This is a genomic window from Xylella taiwanensis, from assembly GCF_013177435.1.
GTDB classification, from domain to species: domain Bacteria; phylum Pseudomonadota; class Gammaproteobacteria; order Xanthomonadales; family Xanthomonadaceae; genus Xylella; species Xylella taiwanensis.
The window spans coordinates 1192629-1217770 of the sequence record NZ_CP053627.1 but is presented as its reverse complement, the minus strand read 5'-3'; the positions used below and the strand labels follow the sequence as shown (position 1 = coordinate 1217770).

Sequence of the window (25142 nt, the reverse complement as noted above, 5' to 3'; positions counted from 1 at the left end):
ACCTCTGAAGCGTCATATCGACTTCACAGCATTGCGGACCGGTGTCAATACAGAAGTGCCCCCAACCGGGATCGCAACACCCTTGCAAGGAAACGACGTGATAGCAACATATCGACAGTGAATGCATAGGCAACAACACCGACGCTGCACCGCCACCGACGGATGCGCTACAAAACATTGATGACCACTTCACACCAATCATCGGCCGTTGCACTGTGACGGCACAGAACGCTAGGAGCACCACCGGGTGTTGATCCTCAAGCACAACAAGCTACCCTAGTCAGTTACCGACACCCATCAATCACTGTCAATAACCACATCTGCACCATGCCACGCAACCGCTACTATCAAGGCCCACTCAGCGACCACTTCGACGGCCTGCGCTTCTTCAATCCAGGCCAAACAAACACCGACAAACCATTCAGCGACCTGCTGCGCTGGCGCTGGGACAGCCGCCGCCTACCCCCCTGGCGCAACGCACCACGCACCCACGTATCCACACCCGTCGCACACAGCCAACATCCTATCGTCACGATGATCGGCCACTCCAGCGTGCTGATACAAATCGCAGGACTCAACCTGCTGGTTGATCCGGTCTGGTCCGAACGGGCCAGCCCACTGTCCTGGCTGGGTCCGCGGCGTTGGAATTCCCCCGGCATCACCTTCAGCGCATTGCCACCCATTGATTATGTACTGATCACCCACAACCACTACGACCATCTGGATCTGGCCACCCTCGCCCGCCTCCAGATGACGCATGCCCCGCGCGTAGTTACACCACTCGGCAACGATGCCATCATCCGAAAGCACGTCCCCGACATGCGGGTGCACCCGCTCGATTGGTGGCACTCAATGCAACTGGCAGATGACCACGCCAAGATCAGCGTCGTTCCCGCCTACCACTGGTCCGCACGCGGCATGCGAGACAAACGTATGGCACTGTGGGGCGGCTTCTACCTGCATACCTCGAAGGGAAACCTCTACATTGCTGGCGATACTGCCTACGGGGACGGGAGCTTCTTCCACGCGATCGCGAAACGCTGCGGTCCTCCAGACCTAGCCATCCTGCCCATCGGCGCATATGCGCCACGATGGTTCATGCACAACCAGCACATTGATGCCGTCGAGGCAGTGCAGATTATGTGCGACGTGGGCGCACGCCAGGCGTTGGGGGTACACTGGGGCACCTTCCGTCTGACCGACGAAGCCGTAGAAGAACCACCTGCCCTGTTGGCTCAGGCCCTGCAAGCCCAGGAGATCGCTGCAACGTGTTTCATCGCGATGACACCGGGTCAACGTTGGACCGGAACGGCTGAAGACTCCCAAGCATCTTCACCCACCCCTCCAGCGATACCGCATGCTGCACTTATGACCAGCACCCTATGACGCCAAGGCATTGTCCCCACAATGACCAGGGCCGGTTAACCCGATCGCAAACCACCGTTAATCAGAGCGAAGGCGATGAACATGACATCGAACTTCTCGCATTTGGAACAGACACGGCGATCGCTCTTGAGCCTGTGGAACAGGGACTCGAACTCATTACAACGCTTGTACATCTTGTGGTGATATCACCAAGGCTCGATGTGCGTGTGCAGCAGCGACATGACAAGCATGAAACCCGAGTCAAACGCCCAGCAGCGCACCTGGTGGCTTTATAGGCGTGGTCTACGCGCACGTACAACGGGCGATTCGGCGATTCAGACCACTTGAGCCACTCGCGGCATTTCAGCACATCGTGGGCTTCTCCAAGCGATAGAGAGAAGATGACGACCCCACGCGCGGCCACGGCAAGGAGATGGCGCTTGGGGTTCCACTCACCACAGCATTTTCCGATAACCGACGGACCGTTCTTGGAGTGCGTCAGTGCCATCCGGATGCACTTTCACACCGATGCTATCCAGCGACTCAACCTGGAGATCGATGTGTACGCGCTGCGCTTGCTGGAGTGGCTTGAAGGCTCAATCCAGCACATCCGGCCGCGTATCGAATCATGCATGTATAGATCATCAACGCTTGGGTAGGCGATGCCATTGACAGCCATGTTCAGCGAGATACCGGATGGTGTTGAGCACTTGCAGATGCGTCGGACTGGCGTTGCGGTGTTGCCGCGGCAGAGCGCTTAAAAAAACAGTGTTCGAGCTGCTCGAATTGGGCTGCTGCGATCTTCATATACTCACTGCCGCTTAACAGACCCTAGTCCATCTGACACACGCATCGTTCAATGACTCGTATTTGCTCCCATCGGGATCAATGGTGAGAGACGTGTCATTTTAAATACGGTCCCCAACAGAGCCCAGCCTATTGGGAAACAGCCTTGTCTTCAGTCGTCAGCACAAGATCAGCTGCGTAAGACTTCTGATATCGAATCGACATTGATCACATAGCGGCACATCCTACATGCCATCCCTGAGACTGGCAGAGACACGATCGGCCCTTCTTGGTGAGCGGCATCGTCACACCCATGTTGCGCAATGAGATTAAGGATGTAACACATCAAGCTCCGGAAGCATCGTCACGCTTTCTTGGTCATTCGGATCGGTCCGTGCGACCAATACAATGGCTGGTTCATTAGAACTGTTGTAGGGCTGATGCGGCACACCAGCCGGTATGTAAAAAAAATCACCTTGCGCAACAGTGGCATGTTCCTCCAATCTCGCGCCATACCAGACGTGCGATACGCCGGTGAGCGCGTAGAGCGCTGTTTCGTGGTCCGCGTGCATGTGGGTCTTGGCTTTTGCACCAGGGGGAATGGTGACGAGCTGAAGATTGATTGCCTTGGCACTGACGGTCTCTGCAGAAATTCCGACTGCATAGTCAAGACCTTGTTTTCCGGTGAAAGACGGCTGTGCACGCAGCAACCTACAAGTAGAACGTGTTTCTCCGAGCTGGGTCTTCATCAATGGACTCCGCAGATAGGAACATCGCAACGATTGAAAAAAATAAAATATGCCAAAAACCAGGCTGATAACAGTCAATAAGATGATCATTAGCAAAAATCTGCTTCCAAGTACACAACGCAAAACGACATGGATAGCATAGAAACAAAATCAATGAGGAAACTTCAATCCTCGGTCAACACTTCTGAACGCAGGTCATCAGGACGGAGTATAGATTTGAGCAGCACCGCTGCAACATCGCATGATGACGGGAAGCCGGGACGGTCGCGTTGCCCGGTTTTGCAGTCAGTCGTCATATAGATCAACACGTCATCATGTAAAAGCAAAGATAGCCACTTTGACGGTATGCGCCGGAGCGATCCAAGTGTTCCTGTACTTCATATTTATCGTGAGAGCAGAGGATAAAGTACTGCACGTTCCCGATGTACGTTGACTGTGGTCAATCAACAGCCAGTCACTGTATCTCAACAACCATGTTGCGCTTTCTATCCCAGGAAAGCCTCATCATGCATCGACCATGCAACACAATCACTCACGCTCTCAAAAACAAGCCATCATCCTCACTGAATGCAACCACTTCCGGACTCATTAAGCCCATCGGAAAAACTCAGCTGTCCTGAAGCTCCCGATATCCTCCACAGATGGACGAGACAGCACCAGAAAAACATCAATGTTGTTGCACATTGCACATTCGATAAGGAACGCTTCTCTACGGAAAGCCACACTTTCAATGTTATTAGCGCGTGATTCCTTTGAGCGGATGCCATTGCAAACGCTGTCGACCTCACCCGCAACAATTGCAGTCACTGCCAGCACACATCTCCTGATCGTCACATGCACAAACAGCCGCTTTAGCTACACGCTTTTTACCCTCAAGCCGACGCTGACAGCATCATTAAAAAGCGACAAAAAGCCGAAAAAAATCAGATGGGCACCCGCTAAACAGCAGGATCATGCAAGCTGGGTTCGCATCCGCGCCATGACAGAGCAGCCTGTACATCATGATTGGACACATAAAACTCTAGTTCCAATCATTAAAATTGCGCATCTTCCCACGCAGCCTACATGCAACTTCATGGAAGGCATCACATATCACGGTCACTCATGGCTCCAAGCGATTGCCGCCACGTCACTCATACGCCGTTCCAGCAGCACTAGCCACCCACTGATTGCCGCAAGCGTTGTTTAACGCCAAGTCCCTGTGAGTACCCGTGACGTACAGATACATCCAGAACCCGCTTTGCAGGAACCCGTACAGCGTTCACTGCTATAGAAAATAAAGGCCAACAACGTAAGTGGGCTTCCATCAGAGCCATCAGCATCTTCCAACAGCACCTCAATGCGTTCCTAGTGGCGTGCGATTCAAACCCCTGGTGATCCAGACTTTACTCAGTGTGAAAGACACATCATCCGGTGGAATACTGAACGCCTCTCACACAGCACGATCACCGCCGAATCGCATGTCATCGCCGCAACCCACACCTGCACTGGTGTGCTGTGACTCCCCCAGAAACACCATTCGCAGAAAGTGGAGAGCAAACGCAGCCCGATGATGAACAATGTGCCATCGGCATCTACACGGTGGCCCACACCATGACCGCTCAACATGATGCCAAATCCGGAGCACTCAGGCCGTCTTAACAACCGCTTATCCCGGATCGTTGGAAACTCCGTGCGGAACGTGCCCAGCAGCCACACCCTGGTGCTGACGAACACTGTCGATATTGTGCTGCGAATCGTCGAAGAAAATATCCGCCCCAAAGGCTTCCAGGAATGGCCCCTTATGTCGCCCTCCCAAGAACAGCGCCTCGTCCAAACGCACGCCCCATTCCCGCAATGTGCGGATGACACGCTCATGCGCCGGCGCTGAACGCGCAGTGACCAGTGCCGTGCGGATCGGTGAAGCTTCACCGGACGGAAATGCCGCCTGCAACGCATGGAGTGCGGACAAAAAATTACGGAACGGCCCGCCAGTCAACGGCTCACGTGCGCGTTCACGCTCGTAGCGACCAAACGCCTCTATTCCTTGCTCGCGGGACATGCGCTCGCCCTCATCGCCAAAGATAACGGCATCACCGTCAAAGGCAATGCGCAGTTGCGCTGGCAAAGCACTGCCTGCGTTGTCGGAGACTGCCGCCGCAGCCTCTACACGTTCACCCGGCATGCGCGGCATGATTGTTGCTGCGGCGATGCCGTGCTCCAACGCACGCCGCACTGAGACCGGATTGGCCGATAGGAACAGGTCGGTACCGAAGGGTTTGACGTAAGGCCATGTTGCCTCACCAGACGTGAAAGTAGCACGCACAATTCCAAGACCGTAGTGCTGGATGGAATTGAAGATACGCAGACCAGTGTCAGCAGAATTGCGCGACAGCAAGATCACCTCAACCCGCGGCATATCGGTCAGCGCCCCCCGATTCAACGCCAGCAATTTGCGGACTACGGGAAAAGCCACACCAGGTTGCAGCACATCATCCTCGTGTTCACGTTGATAGTGAGCATAAGCATCGACACCATCACGTTCGAACAAGGCATGCCCCTCTTCCAGATCGAACAAGGCACGTGAAGTCACTGCAACGGTCAGCAATCTATGAGAATCATCTGGCATAGATAAGGTTCATGATGTGGAAGGAGCAATCAGAACATTCCCGTTTCCCTGGCATGGCAGCCTGCCACCTGAGGCGGGAGATGGCTCAGACAGCAAACTGCTCGTTGAAGATTCGTTCCTCAAGATTATGCTCGGGGTCGAATAGCAAAGTAACACGCTGCTCGGTCGATTCACGGATGGTGACCTCAACGACATCGCGAATTTCATGGGAATCGGCAGTGACACTGACGGGACGCTTATAGGGATCCAACACACGGAAGCGAATCTCAGTATCGGCCTTAAGGATCGCACCACGCCAGCGTCGCGGTCGATAGGGAGCAATTGGTGTCAGCGCCAAAGTATGCGATCCCAGCGGCAGAATTGGGCCGTGTGCAGAATAGTTGTAAGCGGTGCTGCCAGCCGGGGTGGCAACGATGACACCATCGCCGGTCAACTCATCAATCCGAGTTTGGCCATTGAGATCGATACTGAGATGCGCCGCCTGATGCGTTTGGCGCAGCAGCGAGACCTCGTTATAGGCCAACGAATCAACACTGACACCGGATTCAGTTTCCGCCAGCATCTGCAACGGACGCAGCTTGGCCGGTTCAGCACGCTGCAAGCGTGCGAGCAGATCATCGTGATATTGATTCATCAGAAAGCCGACTGAACCCAGTTTCATACCATACACCGGTTTGCCGCTTGCCCCATGGCGATGCAAGGTCTGCAACATGAAGCCATCGCCCCCCAAAGCGCACAGTACATCAGCCTCCTCAATCGGATAATCGCCATAGCGGGCCATCAGCTGCTGGCGTACCCGTTGTGCCGGCTCAGCGGTACTCGCGAGGAAAGCGATACGAGTTACGGCAGTCATCATCATCTCCAGGGACAGGCCCTTCAGCATACGGCAACCCTATGACCCGTTTAGACGCACCGGACAGACGAGGGAGTACATCAGCGACCAAGCCCTCAAGCGCCATGCGCAGCAAGCTGCCCTAAACGCTGTACCGCCACCGAGACAGTTGGGTAATCCAGGGTCTTCTGCTCGTTCAATTCAGCCAACATCGACAATGTGAAACGCAGACCGCTGTCATCACGCGCGATCCATTGATCAACCTTTTCCTCCGCACTCACGCCCGGCATCGTCAGCACATGGCCGGACAAAGCGCGCTGGTGCGCTGCCAGTTCATCACGCAACACGCCGCGCGCGATCGCATGCCAGCGGCCACTGACCTCCAGCGCGTCAATGTGCGCGAACAGCCATGGCAACCCCAACGCCGCACCCAGGCGGAAATGCACCTTGGACACCTCCACTGGCTTGAGCTTGCACGTGTGCGCTAATTCGATAATGTCAAACGCCCTGTCTAGGTAAGACAACTCAGACAGTCGCTGCGCCAGCACCAGCGCCAATCCCTGATTCGTCCAGCCCTGCACGCTGGCCTCGTAAGCGGCGCGTTGCTGATCCGGCAACACCGCAGCAACCATACGGATGTCGTTGAACGCTCCGTGGTAGCGCTCCACGACCGCGGTAATATCCGGCATCTGACCAGGACGCAGCAGCAACCAACGCACGCATGACCATTGCAGCCGCCAGATCACCTCCAATGCGTCTATCTGCACCGACTCAGGTATCTGTCCATCCAGTGCATCGATCTCAGCCCATAATGTACGTACACCTAGCGTCTCGCGGCTCATCGTGTAGGCTTTCGCAACCTCACCAATACTGCGCCCGGTGTCCTCCTGCATCCGCATCAGGAAAGTCGCTCCCATGCGATTGATCGTTGTATTTGTTACCGCCGTCGCGATGATCTCGCGTTTCAAGCGATGCTGCTCCATCACGTGGGCATACGTCTTCTGCAACGGCTCTGGAAAGTAGCGCTGCAATTCCTTTGACAGATAAGGATCCTCAGGCACGTCGGATTCAAGCAGCTGCTGAAACGCAACCAGTTTGGAGTACGACAGCAGCACCGCCAGCTCCGGCCGCGTCAGGCCCAAACCACGTGCCTTACGTGCTGATAACTCAGCGTCGGATGGCAGGAACTCGATCTGCCGATCAAGCAAGCCCTGTTGCTCCAGGGTGCGGATGAAATGCTGTTTGGAGCCAAGACGCTTGACACTCATCCGCTCCATCAAGCTAATCGCCTGATTCTGACGGATGTTATCCCACAGCACTAACTGCGCGACTTCATCAGCCATTGATGCCAATCGTGTGTTGCGCGCCTCGAAGCTGAGCGTCTTGGCCTGCACCACATCATTGAGCAGGATTTTGATGTTGACCTCGTGGTCAGAGGTGTCTACACCCGCTGAATTGTCGATGAAATCGGTGTTAAGCAGCACACCGTTGTGAGCCGCCTCAATGCGACCCAGTTGAGTCAACCCCAGGTTGCCACCTTCACCTACGATCTTGCAGCGTAGCTCAACGCCATTGACGCGCAGACCGTTATTGGCACGGTCACCGACATCGGTATGCGTCTCGCTGCTCGCCTTAACATAGGTACCGATGCCACCGTTCCAAAACAGGTCTACGGGTGCTTTGAGAATAGCGCTTATCAATCCGTCTGGTGACAATGCCCTGATGTTGGTATCCAGGCCTAGCACCGCAGCGACCTGCGGGCTGATCTGGATCGACTTAAGAGTACGCGGATAAACGCCACCACCTTTGCTGATCAAGGTGGCATCGTAGTCAGTCCAACTGGAACGCAGCAGCTTAAACATACGCTCACGTTCGGTAAACGAGATGGCTGCATCCGGCGTTGGGTCCAAAAAAATGTGGCGATGATCAAACGCGGCCACCAGACGAATATGGCGTGACAACAACATGCCGTTACCAAACACGTCACCTGACATGTCGCCAATGCCCATGCAACTGAAATCTTCATTCTGGCAATCACGACCAAGCGCGCGGAAGTGGCGCTTGACTGACTCCCAGGCACCACGTGCGGTAATACCCATGCGCTTGTGGTCATAACCGACCGATCCACCGGAGGCAAACGCATCACCCAACCAAAAACCGTGGTCCAACGCCAAACGATTGGCGATATCGGAAAACGTTGCAGTGCCTTTGTCGGCCGCAACCACCAGATACGGGTCATCCTGATCGTAACGCACCACCTGCGCTGGCGGCACGATCTTACCGCCAATCATGTTGTCGGTCATATCCAGCAGACACTGGATAAACAGGGTGTAACATGCGATGCCTTCAGCCTGGATCGCATCGCGATCCGCAACGGATGGCAGGCACTTCACGAAGAACCCTCCCTTGGCACCCACTGGGACAATAACCGTGTTCTTCACCATCTGCGCTTTGACCAGGCCAAGTACCTCTGTGCGGAAATCTTCACGCCGATCAGACCACCGCACACCACCACGAGCGACCGGACCAAAACGCAGGTGAACGCCTTCCACACGCGGGCCGTAGACAAAAATTTCACGGTATGGGCGCGGCTTAGGCAAATCCGGCACCTGAGTGGAATCGAACTTGAAGCTGATACAGGGACCCGGCTGGCCATCCTTACCGGTTTGATAATAGTTGGTACGCAAAGTCGCATCGATCACACCGATGAAACTGCGCAAGATACGGTCTTCGTCCAAATTGGAGACACGGTCCATCAGCTTCAGCAGCACATCGTGGATAGCATCTCGATATACACCACGACTGCTGAAACATGCTTCAAGCACTGGCTGCAATACCTTCAAAGCAGCCTCATCATCACCAGTCAATGCCGTCAACCGGGCACGTCGCTGCGATTGATCTTGGTCGATCCAGGATTTGGCCGCATCATCAATGGCCGGGTTGAAACGGGCCTCGAACAGTTCCACCAGCAATCTCGCCAACAGTGGGTAGTGGGCAAAAGTCACTTCAACGTAACTTTGTGAGAACGGCACACCCGTTTGCAGAAGGTATTTACAGTAGCCGCGCAGCAGCGCCACCTGACGCCAATGCAGACCGGCGGCAAGCACTAAGCTGTTAAAGCCGTCGTTTTCGGCATGGCCGTTCCAGATCTGAACGAACGCCTCAACGAAAAGCACGCCCACTGCGGCTATATCAATGGTGCCGACAGCAGATTTGATTTCGAAATCCTGGATGCATATTGGAACCGACCCAATCTGCAAACGGTATGGCCGTTCGGAAATCACACGTAATCCCAAGTTCTCCATCATCGGTAACACATCGGAGAGCGGGATACCGTCCAACTGACGGTATAGCTTCAAACGCAGCCCTGGCGAACCGGAACACGGCAAGACATGCAAGCTCAGACGCAGATCGTCAGGGCCATGCAATGCCGCCACGTGCTCGACATCCACTGCCGCAGACTCGATAGAAGACTCTTCCAAGTAACCCGCGGGCAACGCACGGCCATAGAGGGCCGCCATGCGCAAGCCGACATCCTCACCATGACGTGTCACCAGTACCTCGCGTAGCGCGTCTTGCCCGTTACGCAGCAAATGTGCCACGCGCTCTTCCAATGCCCGGATGTCTGGTTCCAGCGTATGGCCACTTTGAGACCTCACGATGAGATGCAACTGCGCCAATGGCGACAACTCACTCACTACCATTGAAGAATCGATGTATTCGCCCTGCAAGACGTCCTTCAGCAACGCCTCGATACGCAAACGCACATCCTGATTGAAATGCTCGCGCGGAACATAAACCAGTGCTGAGATAAAACGCTTGTACTTGTCACGGCGCAAGAATAAGCGGCTGCGCACCCGATCCTGTAAACCGAGGATGCCCATTGCAGTGCGATACAGCGCCTCATCATCGGACTGAAACAGCTCCTCACGCGGGAGCATCTCCAGAATGTGGCGCAGCGCCTTGCCGCTATGACTGTTCAACATCAGGCCCGACCTACTCATCACGTATTCGTAGCGCTGGCGAACGAACGGGATCTCCCATGGGCGGCAATAATAGGCACTGGAGGTAAACAAACCCAGGAAGCGCCGCTCACCGATCATCCTGCCTTCGGCATCGAACTGCAGTACACCGATGTAATCCATATGGCCAGTACGATGCACCGGTGAGCGTGCATTGGTCTTGGTCAGGATCAGTGGCTCATGGTGGCCTGCAGATTGACTCAACCCGTAGGCAGCAAAACTCGCAATCGAGCGTGGCGGCGATACATCACGGCCACGCATCAGTCCCAAAGCAGTGTCCTGCAACGATACCAATACGACTGCTTCGCCGTGCTGCTCAACTCTATATTCACGGTAACCGAAGAAGATAAAGTGATCTGCCGCCAGCCAGCGCAAAAATGCCTGCATCTCATGCCTCAGCGCCTCATTCGGCACATAACGCATGGCCACATCACCGGCCAATCTCACCATTTGCTCACGCATCGCGCCCCAGTCGGTCACCACTGCGCGAACCTGGTCCATTGCATTACGTATTGCCGTCTCGATCACTGCCATCTGCTCAGTAGACTGGCGGTCGATCTCCAGCAACATCAGCGACTCGGCGTTGCCCTCACCAACCGTGATCAGCCTGTCTTCCTTGTCGCGAGTCAAGTGGATCACCGGATGAAAGAGCAAATGCACACCAATGCCAAGCTCAGTCAAAATCATGATGATCGTATCTACCAGGAACGGCATGTCGTCGTTGACAACCTGCAGCATGGTGTGGCAGCTGCCCCAACCGTTAGCATTGGAAGTGGGTTTGTACACACGCACGTTCACCATGCCAATCCTGCGTACGCGAGCAAACTCCAGCATGTCCATGGCCAATGCAGCCCACTGTTGCGGCGTATGCCTGGTGAATTCGTCCACTTCCATGCTGCGGTAGAAACTGGCTCCGAATCGCTGCACCTCGGATTGCTTGGACACCGGACACCGCTCACGCAATACTGCGAACACAGACTCCAGGTTAACCATGCAACCCGGCTCAACATCGCCAACCACCGATCGCTTAGCAGGAGTCTTGGAAGATCCTTTGACCGATGTTGATAAAGACTTCTTGGAGGCCATGACTCAGTCGCACATGCTTGTTGATCAATATCTATTGTAACGGGAGCAGGTTAGACTGCTTTCTGCATACACGGGATACGGATTAAAATGCCGTGCTGTGTCGCTGAGCATCAAGACGCGTAAACAGAGCGTCCTGGCAGCGACACAGGTCATCACCGGAAAGTACCGTTTTTGCTTTCCACGCTTGCTATGCTGGCATCGACCATATGTCATCATGATCCACCAAGCCCACCTTCACCTATCTGGGCCATAACGAGATGTGCTTGCCCCACCAGCGAAAGTATGCGAGCGGGCTCTTACACGCTGCCAGACATGACCAGCGCAACCTGCGTGAGCGCCGCTATATCCAACAACATCATCTCTACCTTGCTGCTCCGCTTACGGATGCCGCCATCATCATCGGCATGTGAATAGGTTTACAGATGGCTGCCATCGATCAGCAGCATCAAGATTCGAGAAAAAAGCACATTCTTCAACTACGAATACGAAACGCTGGGAAGACTTGGATTTTAGAAAGCCATCCGCATCTATCCCCCAACTGGTTCATAAATTCGCAACACGCTCTCAACGCGATAATGATTCCCACGTCATGGACACCTTAATAAACTTGAATCTGACACAAAAGGTACCCCCATCGCAGCGAAGAGAACGGCGTGTACACAGATATGAAACCGCGTCAAGGGCTATATGAAATCAAACTGAGAGGTATAGTTGCTCAGTGAGACCGCTTGAATCTGACCCCGGAGGGCATTGAACACTTCAGGATCAGTGTCTACCAATTCAGATGCTCTACCACATATTCGGTTAGAGCCATAAACACACCACAAGGCAGCGCTCCTAATGACCGCACTCATGAATGCCAATACGCTATCGTTTGGAGCATTACTTCAGAACGGCCCTGCCTGGGAAGCACCCCACCTCAAGGTCACCACAATACAACCGGAGATGGTTTGCAAAGCATGCAATACATAAACACCACGTGTCTGCAACAACCATCGCATATTTTAGTTTCAGATCAACTCACAACCTCGGAGCCACTCCCGATGACTGTCCCGTCCCGCGTACTCGGCTTGGCCTGCACTGTCTTGCTAGCACTGACCGCATGCAGCAAGCCGGCACAGCCGCAGATGCCAACGCCGGAAGTTGGTATCGTCGAAGCGAAGCCGCAAACAACCCCAATACAACTTGATTTAGTCGGACGTCTATCAGCCTACCGCTCTGCAGACGTACGTGCACGCGTGGCTGGAGTATTGCAAAAGCGGATATACACCGAAGGCACCGAAGTGAAAGAGGGCCAGCCGCTGTTCCAAATCGACCCGGCACCCTTTAAGGCCGTACTGTCTGAAGCACAAGGTCGTTTAACCGCAGCCGAAGCCACTTACAAAAATGCCAAGATCGTCGCTGACCGTGCCCGCCGCTTGTCGCCGGAACAGTACGTCTCACGCTCGGATGTGGACAATGCGGAGGCCACAGAGCGCACTGCCGCCGCCAGTGTCCAACAAGCCCGTGCCGCAGTGGAAAGTGCACGAATCAACCTCAGCTACGCCAACGTGACTGCCCCAATCAGCGGTCGGGCTGGCCAACAGCAAGTCACTGAAGGAGCTCTCGTTGGCTCTGGGAGCAGTACCCTGCTGACCACCGTTGATCAAATCGATCCGCTGTACGTGAACTTCTCAATCAGCAATGACGAGTTGTTGCAGCTGCGCCAAGCGCAGCACCAGGGAAGTGTGCAATTGAGCAGCGGCGGTACATCCACTGTCGACGTGCTACTTAGCGACGGCAGCAAATATGCACACTCAGGGACATTGGATTTCTCCGGAGCGACCGTCGATCCTCGCACCGGTACAGTGTCACTGCGCGCGGTGCTGCCAAATTCCGATCACCTGCTACTACCAGGCGCCTTTGTCACATTCAAAGCCACCCTCGGCCAGCGCAGCAATACGATCCTGCTGCCCGGCACATCGGTGCAACGTGACACTACCGGTGCCTACGTACTCGTGATCGGCAAAGACGGCAAGGTCATGCGCAAGAACGTGACCACTACCGGGCTGCAAAATGGCCAGTGGCTGATCACCGCGGGACTAAGCACCGGAGATCAAGTGATCGTCGACGGCATCCAGAAGGTCAAAGAAGGTATTCCGGCCAAGAGCACACCCTGGAAACCAAGTGCATTTAATCCCAACACCTCTCACGCACAAGCCAACAAGCCAACTAACGCCGCTAAAACCGAACAGTAACGGACGCGCCCACCATGCCAAAATTTTTCATTGAGCACCCAATCTTCGCCTGGGTGGTGGCGATCCTGATCTCACTTGCGGGTGTGATCTCGATCTTCAACCTCGGCATTGAATCCTACCCGAGCATCGCTCCGCCACAGGTGACCATCACTGCTAATTATCCTGGTGCTAGTGCCGACACACTAGAAAAGTCAGTCACTCAAGTGATCGAACAACAACTGACCGGCATTGATCACCTGCTGTACTTCAGTTCCTCCTCGGCCTCCAATGGTCAGGCCACGATCACACTCACTTTTGAAACCGGTACCAACCCAGATATCGCCCAGGTACAGGTCCAAAATAAGGTGTCGCTGGCCACTCCTCGCCTTCCCACCGAAGTCACCCAACAAGGCGTCGTGGTGGCTAAGGCTAACGCGGGCTTCCTGATGGTGGGGGCATTACGCTCAGACAACCCTGCGTTCGACCGCGACGCATTAAACGACCTTGTGGGCTCACACGTGCTTGAGCAGATCTCACGTGTCCCTGGCGTCGGCAGCACCAATCAGTTCGGTGCAGAGTACGCCATGAATATCTGGTTGAATCCAGAAAAACTACAGGGCTACCACCTGTCAGCAAGCCAAGTGTACAACGCGATCAGAAACCAGAACGTGCAATTCGCTGCCGGCTCAATCGGGGCCGACCCAGCACCGACCGACCAAAAATTCACCACCACCGTCACCACGAAGGGCCGCTTCAGCACACCTGAACAATTCGAGAACATCATCCTACGCACTAATAATGACGGCAGCACGGTACGGCTGAAAGACGTAGCGCGAGTCAAGATCGGCACACAAAACTATGGGCTTGACTCCCAGTACAACGGTCAACCCGCTGGTGCCTTTGGTGTACAGCTGCTACCTGGTGCCAACGCGTTGAAGGTGGTCGAGAGAATACGTACCAAAATGGACGAGCTGCAAAGCACGTTCCCGCAAGGCGTCACCTGGTTCACCCCTTATGAAAGCACCACTTTTGTCAAGATATCGATCAAGGAAGTGGTGAAGACACTAGCCGAAGCGATTGTCTTGGTATTCCTTGTAATGCTGATCTTTCTGCAGAACTTCCGTGCGACGATCATCCCGACGCTGGTGATTCCGGTCGCGCTGCTCGGCACCTTCGCAGGTATGTTGGCGATCGGATTCACGATCAACCAACTCACCCTATTTGCAATGGTGCTAGCCATCGGCATCGTGGTCGACGATGCGATCGTCGTGATCGAGAACGTCGAGCGCATTATGACCGAAGAACATCTGGAGCCCAAAGCCGCCACGCAGAAGGCGATGACACAAATCACCGGCGCAGTAGTGGCCATCAGCATTGTGTTAACAGCCGTGTTCATCCCTACCGCGATGCAACCGGGCGCAGCCGGGGCGATTTACAAGCAGTTCGCACTGACGATCGCTATGTCAATGGGTTTTTCAGCATTCCTAGCACTAAGCTTCACGCCTGCACTGTGTGCAGCGTTTCTAAAGTCCACCCATGGGCAAAAGAAAAACTGGATATTCCGTATCTTTGACAAGTACTACGACAAACTCTCACATCGCTATGTCGGTCTGATCAGCAACACGCTCAAGCGTACTCCACGTTGGACAGCACTGTTTGCAGTGCTCGTGGTGCTCTGTGGCTTTTTATTCACAAGGATGCCCACAAGTTTTCTACCTGAGGAGGACCAAGGCTTCGCGCTGGCCATTGTACAGCTGCCCCCGGGCGCCACCAAGGCGCGTACGAACGAAGTATTCGCTCAGATGCGCACCATACTGGAGAAGATACCAGCCATCGAAGGACTCATGCAGATCACTGGCTTCAGTTTCGTTGGCTCGGGTGAAAACGTGGGAATGGGCTTCATCCGATTAAAACCATGGGATGAGCGTCATGAGACGGCCGATCAACTCATTCAGCAGCTTAACGGTATGTTCTACGGCATCAAAGGAGCCCAGATATTCGTGGTCAACCTTCCCACCGTGCAAGGGCTTGGACAGTTCGGTGGCTTCGATATGTGGCTGCAAGACCGGACTGGTACCGGCCAAGAAGCACTGACCCAAGCACGTAATCTGCTACTTGGCAAGGCCGCGCAACACCAGAACGTGATGATCGGCGTGCGCCCGAACGGGCTGGAAAACTCTCCTCAGCTGCAATTGACTGTTGATCGCGTGCAGGCAGAATCGATGGGCCTGTCAACCAGCGATATCTACACAGCGATCCAACTAATGCTGGCTCCAACCTACGTGAACGATTACTTCTCGGAAGGCCGCATTAAACGCGTCAACATGCGTGCCGACGACACTTATCGCACCAGCCCTGATTCGCTACGCAACTTCTACACACCCAGCAATTCAGCCACTGATACTAATGGCCAACCGTCAATGATTCCGCTCAGCAACGTGGTCAAGACGGATTGGGTATACGCAGCGCCATCACTCAGCCGTTATAACGGTTATTCAGCAATCAATATTGTTGGCAACACAGCACCTGGTGCATCATCGGGGCAAGCGATGAATGTGTTGGAAAGCATCGTTAACAACGACTTGCCACGTGGGTTTGGCTTTGACTGGAGCGGGATGTCATACCAGGAGATCATCGCTGGCAACGCCGCAACGTTACTATTGGTGCTGTCTGTCGTCGTGGTGTTCTTATGCTTATCAGCACTTTATGAAAGTTGGTCAATTCCGGTAGCTGTGCTGCTGGTCGTACCAATCGGTGTATTAGGTGCCATCGTATTTTCCATGCTTCGTGGCTTACCGAACGATCTGTACTTCAAAATCGGCATGATCACAGTGATCGGTCTGGCAGCAAAGAATGCAATTCTGATTGTGGAATTCGCCGTCGCACAACGCGCCGTTGGCAAAACATTGCGTGAAGCAGCCATCGATGCAGCACGTTTACGCTTCCGCCCAATCCTGATGACGTCCTTCGCGTTCATCTTGGGTGTGTTGCCACTAGCCATCTCCACGGGTGCTGGAGCCAACGCCCGGCATTCGATTGGCACCGGCGTGATCGGTGGCATGGCTTTCGCAACCATCCTCGGGGTGATCTTCATCCCGCTGTTCTTCGTCGTGGTACGACGTATACTCGGCGACAAGCTGGATGAGCAATCCAAGCAATACCTTGAAGCTCAATCAAACAACGGACGCCTTCAAAATCGCTGATTCTAGCAGCCTGGACAGGCCTCCGAAGCCTCGGTCATAAGACCGGGGCTTCGTGCCTTCAGGATAAACGTGAACATCTTGCCTACATCGTAGACCACACACTGAGTTGTTCCCCAAAGCACCGCCTACGGTAGAAATTTTTGCATTTCCAACCATCACGGGCGCACGAAAACAACAGGCCGTCTGAAGCGATGTCTACAACTCGTTGCGCAGCCGGCGATAACCCTCGACGAGCCGGTGGTTAGTCTCCACCACATCTTCGGAAAACTCGGAGGCAGCCGCAGTGACTCGCGGCACTGTGCCAAGGTCGGTACTTGGCCCAATCCGCTCGGTGGAAGGTACGTAGAAGCCAGGGGGCAAATCACAACCATCGACCACCGCGTTGTGCCGAACGACACAACCATCACCAACCACACAGTTGAACAACACACTGTTGAAACCAATGAAAACACGCTCGCCGACCGTACATGGCCCATGCACGATCGCCCGATGCGCGATCGAGGTACGTGCACCGATCGTCACCGCAGCGCCAGACTTGGAATGGATCACCACTCCATCCTGGATGTTGGCACCAACACCAATCCGAATCGGCTTAATCTCCCCGTCAGCCGTGGTCTCGTCGGCACGGATGACCGCATACGGGCCAATAAAAACACCAGCTTCAACAATGACACAGCCACATAGGATGGCAGTAGGATCAACGAAAGCACTTTCGTGAACATCAGGCAGGTCTCCCCGCGGGTTTTTACGGATCATAGGACAGCACTTGTGATGGGAACCAGAAAGGACTATTTCATGCATCTTGAATTGAACATGGATCAGGTCGATAACGCATCTTCGGTACTGGCAACCACATCGTGAGGATGCAAGCTCTCCAAGTGCCGTACATGTACCCTGAAAGCGGAATAATGGATGGCTAATCCGTGCTGCAAACGGCGTGCAGCATCCTCCACGTACATCAAGTTAGCGCCATTGAGGCGAGCAAAAGCCTGTTCATCGACACGCCGTACCGCCGCCTGCACAGGCGTGGACAAGATGCGCTCGGCACAGTCGACTAATGCGGCAAGACCCAATTCAGATGCCTGCTCAGCCAGTGCAACCTCAATACATGCCACGCTGCGCTGGCTATGTGGTGTGGCATAGGAACCATGCCGACGCAACCAATCGGCAATGGTCACGGGTGATAATGCAGACACATCAGCGTGCTCCTGTAGAAATGCATCGGCCAGCATCTGCCGCGCTAATGCTGCCGAACACGGACAAGTCGACGAGTACGCAACCTCCACGCACAACCAGAACCGAACACGCTCAGAACAACATTCGGCACGCAGCCGCACCGGATAACCACGCCAACCAGCCAAGTCGCCACTCACCAACGCCGGCACACGCTTCAGCCAATCGAAACGCCAATCCACACGGGCAGCGGTAGATGCACAATCAACATGGCTGTTCACCATCGCGGTCAGCAATCCACAAATACCAACAGGTGTCAGTGGTTCAGCCGCATACGTATCTAAAAGGCGATACAAGCGCGACATATGAATACCCTTGACTTCTATAGCAGGTAAATCAATCTGCGCTTTGGCCCGTCCAACCAAACGTTGGCCACCATCGGTAGTAGTCAATTGGACTGGTACTACGATCCCGTCCATGCCAACCCAACGCAACGGCGCAGCGACTGCTGGGAGCTCATGAACAACAACATCAGGAATAGAAGTAGACATCATCGAGAGCCCGCAACACACATAAGGAAGAAAATCTGACTAGTACAGCCAGTGCACCTACACATTCTGGTGATGCCCACAAACCAAACGTCCACAGTTGTCGGTATCACGCATGAAGCCAGTCTCAATCATCTGCCACGAAAGCAGCTTGTTTAACACGCGACAGATGCAACCGGGATCGCGTGGGCACTCTGTATCCGAACTACACGCCAGAAGGGATCGTGCTGTTTATCGAAAAAACCATCGGGTTTTTGTACAGAATGCTGGACACATTGGCTGTCGTTGTCGCCACTATTCTCACTACTGGCAATCCAACGTGTGATTACAGAACTGACAGCATCTTCAAACAGCACATCCTCTGAAGCACCCTGAGCATCATGGTTCAAAGCAACATCAACATGGGTCAGAACGAACACATCAACCTTGTGGCAACACACGATTACTACGCATTGATGCAATCGCAAAAGACAATCGCCGATAAGAATGACCACCGGCAAATAACGTGAATTGGCAGCCATATACTTATACACACACGAACAAACAGCCACCGCCATTGTCAGATGATTTTCGTACGTATTGTTTTTACAGAGCTTTCCAGGACTCTTACCCTCATACCCAGGATCGATTGCAACCAGCCACGACACCAGTACAACAGGTAATGAATCCACCAGCCAATCACCCTGCCCATCAGAGATCATCCACAACTCCAGCAATAGACACCAATCCCACATGAAGTATCGAAAGCGATGGAAATCGACCTGTGCAGACAAAAGCAACCGCAAACACAGATGAATATGAACACTTTCGAAAACATTCCTTTGCCAGCACTCGCTATCCACAATCCAGCACAAGCGTGGCGTCAGTAACAAAATTCAGTAACAAAATAACGACAGCCCCCCTCCCCCAGCCAAACAAAGTCATTCATGTCACGATTCCACGCGGCATACGCAGTGAAACCACACACAGATACTGCAATTCAATCAATGGCAAGAAACACCCAACAATGGGCACAGATAAATGAACACCATCAAATAGTTGATATAAAGTAACATAATAAATCCCAGCAAATACTGTCAAACACCCCATTTTCACCCCTGTGATGAATCCATTAATCCCCAATACCTACGAAGCTTGGCGTCACTGCATCGAACACCGCTGCAAGATCCCTTTGACTCGCACCTATATCGAGGAACGCCTGGCTGCACTGCGTGACCCGAACAATTTCCACACTCAGCAATTCATACGATGTTGGGGCCAAGCACATTTACTACAGATCACGCATTGGTTCACGTTAGCTATTGAGAATGCCTCACAACGCTGATCTGAATTGCACACCTTTTTCCATAACTGGACCCAATATCGGAAAAATCATTGCTGTCACCATAAAACGGTGAATTTTTTGAAAATGATACTCACCGCTTGCACCAGATATCTCGTATCTCGTCTAAATCATATTTACGTTTTCACGCATGATCCAAGCACACAGGCACGTGAGGCGAATACGACATCACTGCCGGCACACTTGGCTTCTCATCGCGCATCAAGATTCAACGAACAATGTTCGATACGGTTGAATATGTGTCCGACCACATTGCGCGTGCAACCCCTCCCGTTTTCAGACTGCCGCAGCTGGGCAACTATCGATCGAACCCCACACACCAAAGCATTGGTGCCGTCACACTTACTCGTCAACAATGAAAGCTTTGACAAACATGTGATCGAGGCGATCCTCACGCACCGATGATGTAATGGGCTTTTCTCGGAGTGAACATCAGGTGCAATGATCTTCCCAAAGCGTCCACAGACAAAAATAACGCGGTGCCAAAGTCCACAGAACACTTGCGAAAGACTGTTTTTGAGGGCTTACCGCATATGGGTACTCCCGTCGATTAGAATGATGTCGGACTTGCACAGGCGTGCAATGACCGGCACGAGAAACTATTGGACACTGTTTCGCCACCATAGCGAAATACCCCGTAAATCCCCTCTGCCTTGCCCAACACACTTCCTTCGCCTGCTTGCATCCTGCATTACTCAGCAGCATCACGACCATCCTGACTTGCTCGCACGACAAGCAGTATGCCAACACTAGCGAATATCAAAAGAATCTAGCCACTTGGCAGCTACCATCATCTGTTTGGGTCAATCAATAACACCCTCCAGGGATTGCCAAGACGATTACCAGCCATCAGCAATCAGAACCAAGCAAACGAAGGCGATGAACATGACTTCAAGCTTCTCGCATCGGAAGCAGATGTGACGATAGCGCTTAAGATTGCAGAACAGGCGCTCGACCTCATTGCGACGCTTGTATATCACTGATTACGTCGAAATGCGGCACGATCAAAATGTAATGTAACGACATCACCACATTCTCCGCCTTGATCGAATCGATCTCACTGAGAAAAAAACCGACGTACATACAGAAAAAGCACAGCAATCGCTCAGACACCCACCCGAACGAACTTGAACACTAAAAAATTACGCATAACCCGAATCAAAGAAGACACTGCATGCCTGCAAAGAAAAAGGCAAAATCTTCCGAACTGCGCCACTCCTACAGGATGCATGTCTACAACGCGCTGGCTTGTGGAGACACTACAAACGTTTGTTACTCAACCTAAACTGGAACGGCATAAAGGCTCAAAAGATCGTGAACATGCTCCTAGCACCAGATCAGTAGATGCAATGCCTCTACAATGACCCACTGATGAACGGCATTTTTGATACTCATCACATTCGCCGCGCGTTTTCGCGCGCAGCACACAGCTATGACGCCAACGCCATACTCCAGCAAGAAGTCGAACAACGTCTGCTCGAATCCCTGGATTACCTCGGTAACCACATGCCGCGCGTGATACTCGATGTAGGAGCCGGTCCTGGACGTGCCAGCATCGCAATGAAAAAGCGCTGGCCCAAAGCACAGGTGATCGCACTCGATCAAGCAATGCCGATGTTGCAAGAAGCACGGAAACGCAGTCACTGGTGGAAACCATTTGCGCAGGTATGTGGCGATGCACGCACGCTGCCAGTGGCCGACGCCAGTGTCGACGTCATCTTCAGCAACCTATGCCTACAGTGGCTCGAAGATCTACCAACGGTATTGGCTGGCTTCCGCCAAGCGCTACGGCCCGGCGGCCTGCTACTGTGCTCTATCTTTGGACCAGAGACTCTGATCGAATTGCGTGAGGCATTTGCCCAGGCCGATACAGTACCGCACATCAGCCCTTTTCCATCAATGGCCCAGTTTGGCGACGCACTCGTATTGGCTCATTTCCAGAACCCCGTACTGGACCGCGATCTGTTCACCCTGACCTACGACAACTTGCCAGCACTGATGCGTGCACTGCGTATGATCGGCGCAACTAATGCTCTACAAGAGCGTCGTACTACCCTGACAGGGCGCGGCCGCTTCGCAGCAACCACTGCTGCCTATGAAGCACGGCGCAACGCCGATAACAAACTCCCCAGCTCCTGGGAAGTCATCTACGCCTGTGCTTGGGCACCAGCATCAAACCCAATGATCATGGAAAACAATCATGAAGTTGCCAGTATGCCAATCGACTCCATTCCAATCCGCCGCCGTGATTCCAGCTAAGCACCGCAGCCACAAGACTCGCCCCTTGGGATACGATCACTCTTCTCCTCTGATACTGCGATACTTCCCCTTCACATGATTAAATGGTCTCTCATAGTCCTTTTTATCTCTTCGGTCCTGTACACCCACTTCCGAGGCCGTGTTCGCCACCGTTGGAGACGGCAGCTATTCGACCATTCGACCTTCATGGCACCGATTAATGCACTGATGTACCTGTGTTCCCGCATACCCACGACACCGTTCATCGACCCCGCCACATTCTTCCCCGAGCTGATGCCCTTACGCACTCAATGGACTACAATCCGCGACGAGGCACTCGCGTTGCAACGCATACAGAAGATCCGAGCAGCCGACGGCCATACCGACGCAGGATTCAACTCGTTCTTCCGACGTGGATGGAAACGCTTCTACCTAAAGTGGTACGGCACCACACATCCATCTGCTATCGCGCTGTGCCCCAAAACCACAGCTCTGCTGAAAAACATTCCCACGGTCAAGGCCGCCATGTTCGCCGAACTGCCACCGGGCGGTGACTTGCGTCCACACCGCGACCCATTCGCCGGCTCGATGCGTCTACACCTGGGTTTAGCAACTCCCAACAACCCGCGCTGCTTTATCGACGTCGATGGTCAACGTTACACCTGGCACGACGGCGAATGGGTCATGTTCGACGAGACCTATATCCACTACGCACGTAACGACACAGAGCACAATCGCATCATCCTGTTCTGCGATATCGAACGCCCAATGCGCTGGCGCTGGGCACAAGCATTGAATCGCCTCATAGCCCGCAATTTAATCGCTGCCGGCACTTCACCTAACCAAGCAGGCGATAAGATCGGCAACATCAACCGTGTGTTCCATTACTTCTACGCATTGCGCCTCAAAGGCAAAGCACTGAAAGAATATAGCAACACGCTGTACCAAACCCTCAAGTGGAGCCTCTTCACGCTGCTGATCATTGGCATCTTACTGTGGTAAACCACACCACTTACGGTCCACATACTGCAAGCAATAAATTAAAACCGCAGATAGTCCCAGAAAAACCATTAATTATTAGCGACACTCAGCCACCATCGCATCTCTCCCGTGACACAAAAGCAAACACCCCACTGTCATTGATGCAACGTGTTCAGAGCATCATCGACAGTGCTCTCCCTAGTTCGGAATGCAGATCGCACAACACCGCAAGAACACACGCACCCTGCACTAAACAAGGTACCAGGGATACTCCGCATAAAATCACTCACATAACAGACAACGTATTACAGCATTGATAAGGTGAGCAGAAACAACCGTTGTAGAAATCAATAAAGCACCCGCTGACCAGCACCCAAAGCCAAGAGGTAGCTACCGCAATGTCTCCCCGCCCACCTCTGAGTTCCATAATTTGGAAGCTGAAAAACCCTTTGACTCACTTCCATGATGACATTGTGAGTACGGGATCGCTCGTCACATTCTTCTTTAGAAAAGTAACGGGCAGTACATCCACATCCTCCAAGATGATCCAACTGAACATTTCGGTCATTTTCTGAAATGTCCGAAAATACCTGTGGGGCTAACTACATTCTGGTATGTAGGAATGGATGCCAACCCCGTAGCAATACAACACCCTCTCAGCGAACCAGCAGTTATCAAGTAATGAGGCACTCTGGAGGCCCCTTACGGTCGAGTAGTGGCGATCAGATTCATTGTCATGAACAACTCGTCGATCAATAGGTATAGACCCCAGGAAGCACTTACTTTCTTAGCATGGATCACCACACCCCTGCTTCCCATGATATCCGAGGCAAGATACCTAATAGCGACTCCTTCCCAAGCCGATCCCGTTCACCGACAGTCATATCAGCGCGATACCGCAAGATCGAGGGTTGTATGCTCCAAGACACAAACCCACACTGATGATACCCACTCAACAATGTCCGTGAAAAAACGCTGGCGTATTTCGAATATAACTGTCCGTACTTAATTGGCCTCTATCACCAAATCACGATGGAAAAAGTACACTTCTTGCAGCAAAAAGCGCCAACGAGTGTGCAAGCTGCGGAAGCGCGTGCTCGGCGTCGCCGAAGCCAACGCATCGATATCCAGTTCGCGGCACAGCCGCAACGCACGTGCCATATGTAACGGATCACTAACCACAATAGCACGGCGCAATCCATGAACCCGCATGAGCCCACGTGCCTGAATCAAGTTTTGGCGTGTTGTCCGCGAAACAGTCTCGATAAAAATCGCACTGGCCGGCACGTCGTAACGCAACGCATAACGGCGCGCCACTTGTGATTCGGCAAAGCGCGCACCATTACCACCAAAGCCACCTGTAAAGATCAACGCAGATGCATAGCCACGCCGATACAAATACAAACCATGACGGATCCTTTCTTCAAATACAGGTGACGGCTTAGCGTCGTAGGCAGCAGCGCCGAGCACAATAATCACATCAGATGATGCCGCTTGATCACGTTGGCCAATCCAGACGATCCAGCTGGCAACTGCCACTAGCCAGAGGAACACGAGCACCACCAGAAAGCAGATCCATTCCCACCAGCGACGGCCTGTAATACAACGACTCAAAACGCCACCAAAACGCTCACGCCACCGATGAGGAAACCGACACCACAGCAGCGCCCAGTAAAGCACGCCGTCAGCCAAACAATCGATTGCGCAGAGATGATTCTATGGCGCAGACACGCAATACCACACCACATCGCTGCGGACTCACCACGCGGCCTGCGACCAAACACCTGTACCCGCAGGAGCAGCATCTTCGTCGAGCCCCCTATACATGATTTGACCGACAACGCCAAAGATGAGTACCGCATCATCGCTCAGGTCAGCGGGATTCACGTCGCCACCGTTCAGCATCGCCACCACGACAACCGTCACCAAGGATCAAGAATAACGGGATATCAATGCAACTCCATCTGTTTTTAAAGTCCAATACTATTCAGGC

Annotated in this window: 17 protein-coding genes and 1 pseudogene; 7 read left to right on the top strand and 11 right to left on the bottom strand. The window is 53.4% G+C overall.

Translation table 11 applies throughout. The features are described from left to right. Positions 1-327 precede the first annotated feature (327 nt). Positions 328-1386 carry an MBL fold metallo-hydrolase gene (locus PLS229_RS05115; RefSeq protein ID WP_051482238.1) on the top strand — a complete coding sequence of 353 codons (1059 nt, stop codon included), beginning with the start codon at positions 328-330 and terminating at the stop codon, positions 1384-1386. A 1094-nt stretch (positions 1387-2480) separates the two neighbouring features. Here PLS229_RS05115 and PLS229_RS05110 read toward each other — a convergent pair. Both PLS229_RS05110 and PLS229_RS11940 read right to left on the bottom strand, forming a co-directional pair. Continuing rightward, a complete protein-coding gene (locus PLS229_RS05110; RefSeq protein ID WP_038270292.1) occupies positions 2481-2900 on the bottom strand; it encodes a cupin domain-containing protein in 420 nt (139 codons plus the stop codon). 164 nt (positions 2901-3064) lie between these two features. Further along, the gene (locus PLS229_RS11940) at positions 3065-3226 is read right to left on the bottom strand and encodes a hypothetical protein (protein ID WP_205395225.1); all 162 of its coding nucleotides are present in this window, start codon (positions 3224-3226) and stop codon (positions 3065-3067) included. Between the two features lie 404 nt (positions 3227-3630). Here PLS229_RS11940 and PLS229_RS05105 point away from each other — a divergent pair, with 404 nt between their 5' ends. Next, positions 3631-4089, top strand: coding sequence for a hypothetical protein (locus PLS229_RS05105; protein WP_038270011.1), 459 nt, complete (start codon positions 3631-3633; stop codon positions 4087-4089). Positions 4090-4548: 459 nt separating this feature from the next. Here the strand turns inward: PLS229_RS05105 and PLS229_RS05100 are convergent, their stop codons facing one another. The 3 genes from PLS229_RS05100 to PLS229_RS05090 all read right to left on the bottom strand — a co-directional run bounded on the left by PLS229_RS05100 (position 4549) and on the right by PLS229_RS05090 (position 11448). Further along, positions 4549-5508 (bottom strand): 5'-nucleotidase, encoded by a 960-nt coding sequence (locus PLS229_RS05100; protein WP_038270016.1) that lies wholly within the window; start codon positions 5506-5508, stop codon positions 4549-4551. A gap of 85 nt (positions 5509-5593) precedes the next feature. After that, a complete protein-coding gene (locus PLS229_RS05095) occupies positions 5594-6361 on the bottom strand; it encodes an NAD kinase (RefSeq protein ID WP_038270019.1) in 768 nt (255 codons plus the stop codon). Between the two features lie 95 nt (positions 6362-6456). Continuing rightward, positions 6457-11448, bottom strand: a complete 4992-nt coding sequence (locus tag PLS229_RS05090; RefSeq protein ID WP_038270022.1) for an NAD-glutamate dehydrogenase — start codon at positions 11446-11448, stop codon at positions 6457-6459. Positions 11449-12491: 1043 nt separating this feature from the next. On the opposite strand from PLS229_RS05090, the gene PLS229_RS05085 reads away from it, so the two are divergent. Next, positions 12492-13685: an efflux RND transporter periplasmic adaptor subunit gene (locus PLS229_RS05085; RefSeq protein WP_038270025.1), complete on the top strand. Its 1194-nt coding sequence runs from the start codon at positions 12492-12494 to the stop codon at positions 13683-13685. Between the two features lie 14 nt (positions 13686-13699). Further along, positions 13700-16867, top strand: a complete 3168-nt coding sequence (locus PLS229_RS05080) for a multidrug efflux RND transporter permease subunit (RefSeq protein WP_038270028.1) — start codon at positions 13700-13702, stop codon at positions 16865-16867. A 195-nt stretch (positions 16868-17062) separates the two neighbouring features. On the opposite strand, the gene PLS229_RS05075 is transcribed toward PLS229_RS05080, so the two are convergent. The 3 genes from PLS229_RS05075 to PLS229_RS05065 form a co-directional block, all read right to left on the bottom strand. Then, positions 17063-17623, bottom strand: coding sequence for a gamma carbonic anhydrase family protein (locus PLS229_RS05075; protein ID WP_038270030.1), 561 nt, complete (start codon positions 17621-17623; stop codon positions 17063-17065). Positions 17624-17685: 62 nt separating this feature from the next. Beyond that, positions 17686-18591: a GTP cyclohydrolase FolE2 gene (gene folE2 / locus PLS229_RS05070; protein ID WP_171898079.1), complete on the bottom strand. Its 906-nt coding sequence runs from the start codon at positions 18589-18591 to the stop codon at positions 17686-17688. Positions 18592-18743: 152 nt separating this feature from the next. Continuing rightward, positions 18744-19304 carry an N-acetylmuramoyl-L-alanine amidase gene (locus PLS229_RS05065; protein WP_162814091.1) on the bottom strand — a complete coding sequence of 187 codons (561 nt, stop codon included), beginning with the start codon at positions 19302-19304 and terminating at the stop codon, positions 18744-18746. A 386-nt stretch (positions 19305-19690) separates the two neighbouring features. Here PLS229_RS05065 and PLS229_RS05060 point away from each other — a divergent pair, with 386 nt between their 5' ends. Then, entirely contained in the window at positions 19691-19912 is a 222-nt protein-coding gene (locus tag PLS229_RS05060) for a hypothetical protein (protein ID WP_051482239.1), read from the top strand. Between the two features lie 857 nt (positions 19913-20769). Here PLS229_RS05060 and PLS229_RS05055 read toward each other — a convergent pair. Continuing rightward, positions 20770-20907, bottom strand: a pseudogene (locus tag PLS229_RS05055) (IS5-like element ISCARN85 family transposase); the annotation flags it as partial. Positions 20908-21301: 394 nt separating this feature from the next. On the opposite strand from PLS229_RS05055, the gene bioC reads away from it, so the two are divergent. Both bioC and lpxO read left to right on the top strand, forming a co-directional pair. Beyond that, a complete protein-coding gene (gene bioC, locus PLS229_RS05050) occupies positions 21302-22189 on the top strand; it encodes a malonyl-ACP O-methyltransferase BioC (RefSeq protein WP_038270294.1) in 888 nt (295 codons plus the stop codon). A 75-nt stretch (positions 22190-22264) separates the two neighbouring features. Further along, positions 22265-23170, top strand: a complete 906-nt coding sequence (gene lpxO / locus PLS229_RS05045; RefSeq protein ID WP_038270046.1) for a lipid A hydroxylase LpxO — start codon at positions 22265-22267, stop codon at positions 23168-23170. 984 nt (positions 23171-24154) lie between these two features. Here the strand turns inward: lpxO and PLS229_RS05040 are convergent. Then, on the bottom strand, positions 24155-24763 hold the full coding sequence (locus tag PLS229_RS05040) for a YdcF family protein (RefSeq protein ID WP_038270296.1): 609 nt from the start codon (positions 24761-24763) through the stop codon (positions 24155-24157). 144 nt (positions 24764-24907) lie between these two features. Further along, positions 24908-25075 (bottom strand): hypothetical protein, encoded by a 168-nt coding sequence (locus PLS229_RS05035; RefSeq protein ID WP_160165115.1) that lies wholly within the window; start codon positions 25073-25075, stop codon positions 24908-24910. Positions 25076-25142: the final 67 nt, after the last annotated feature.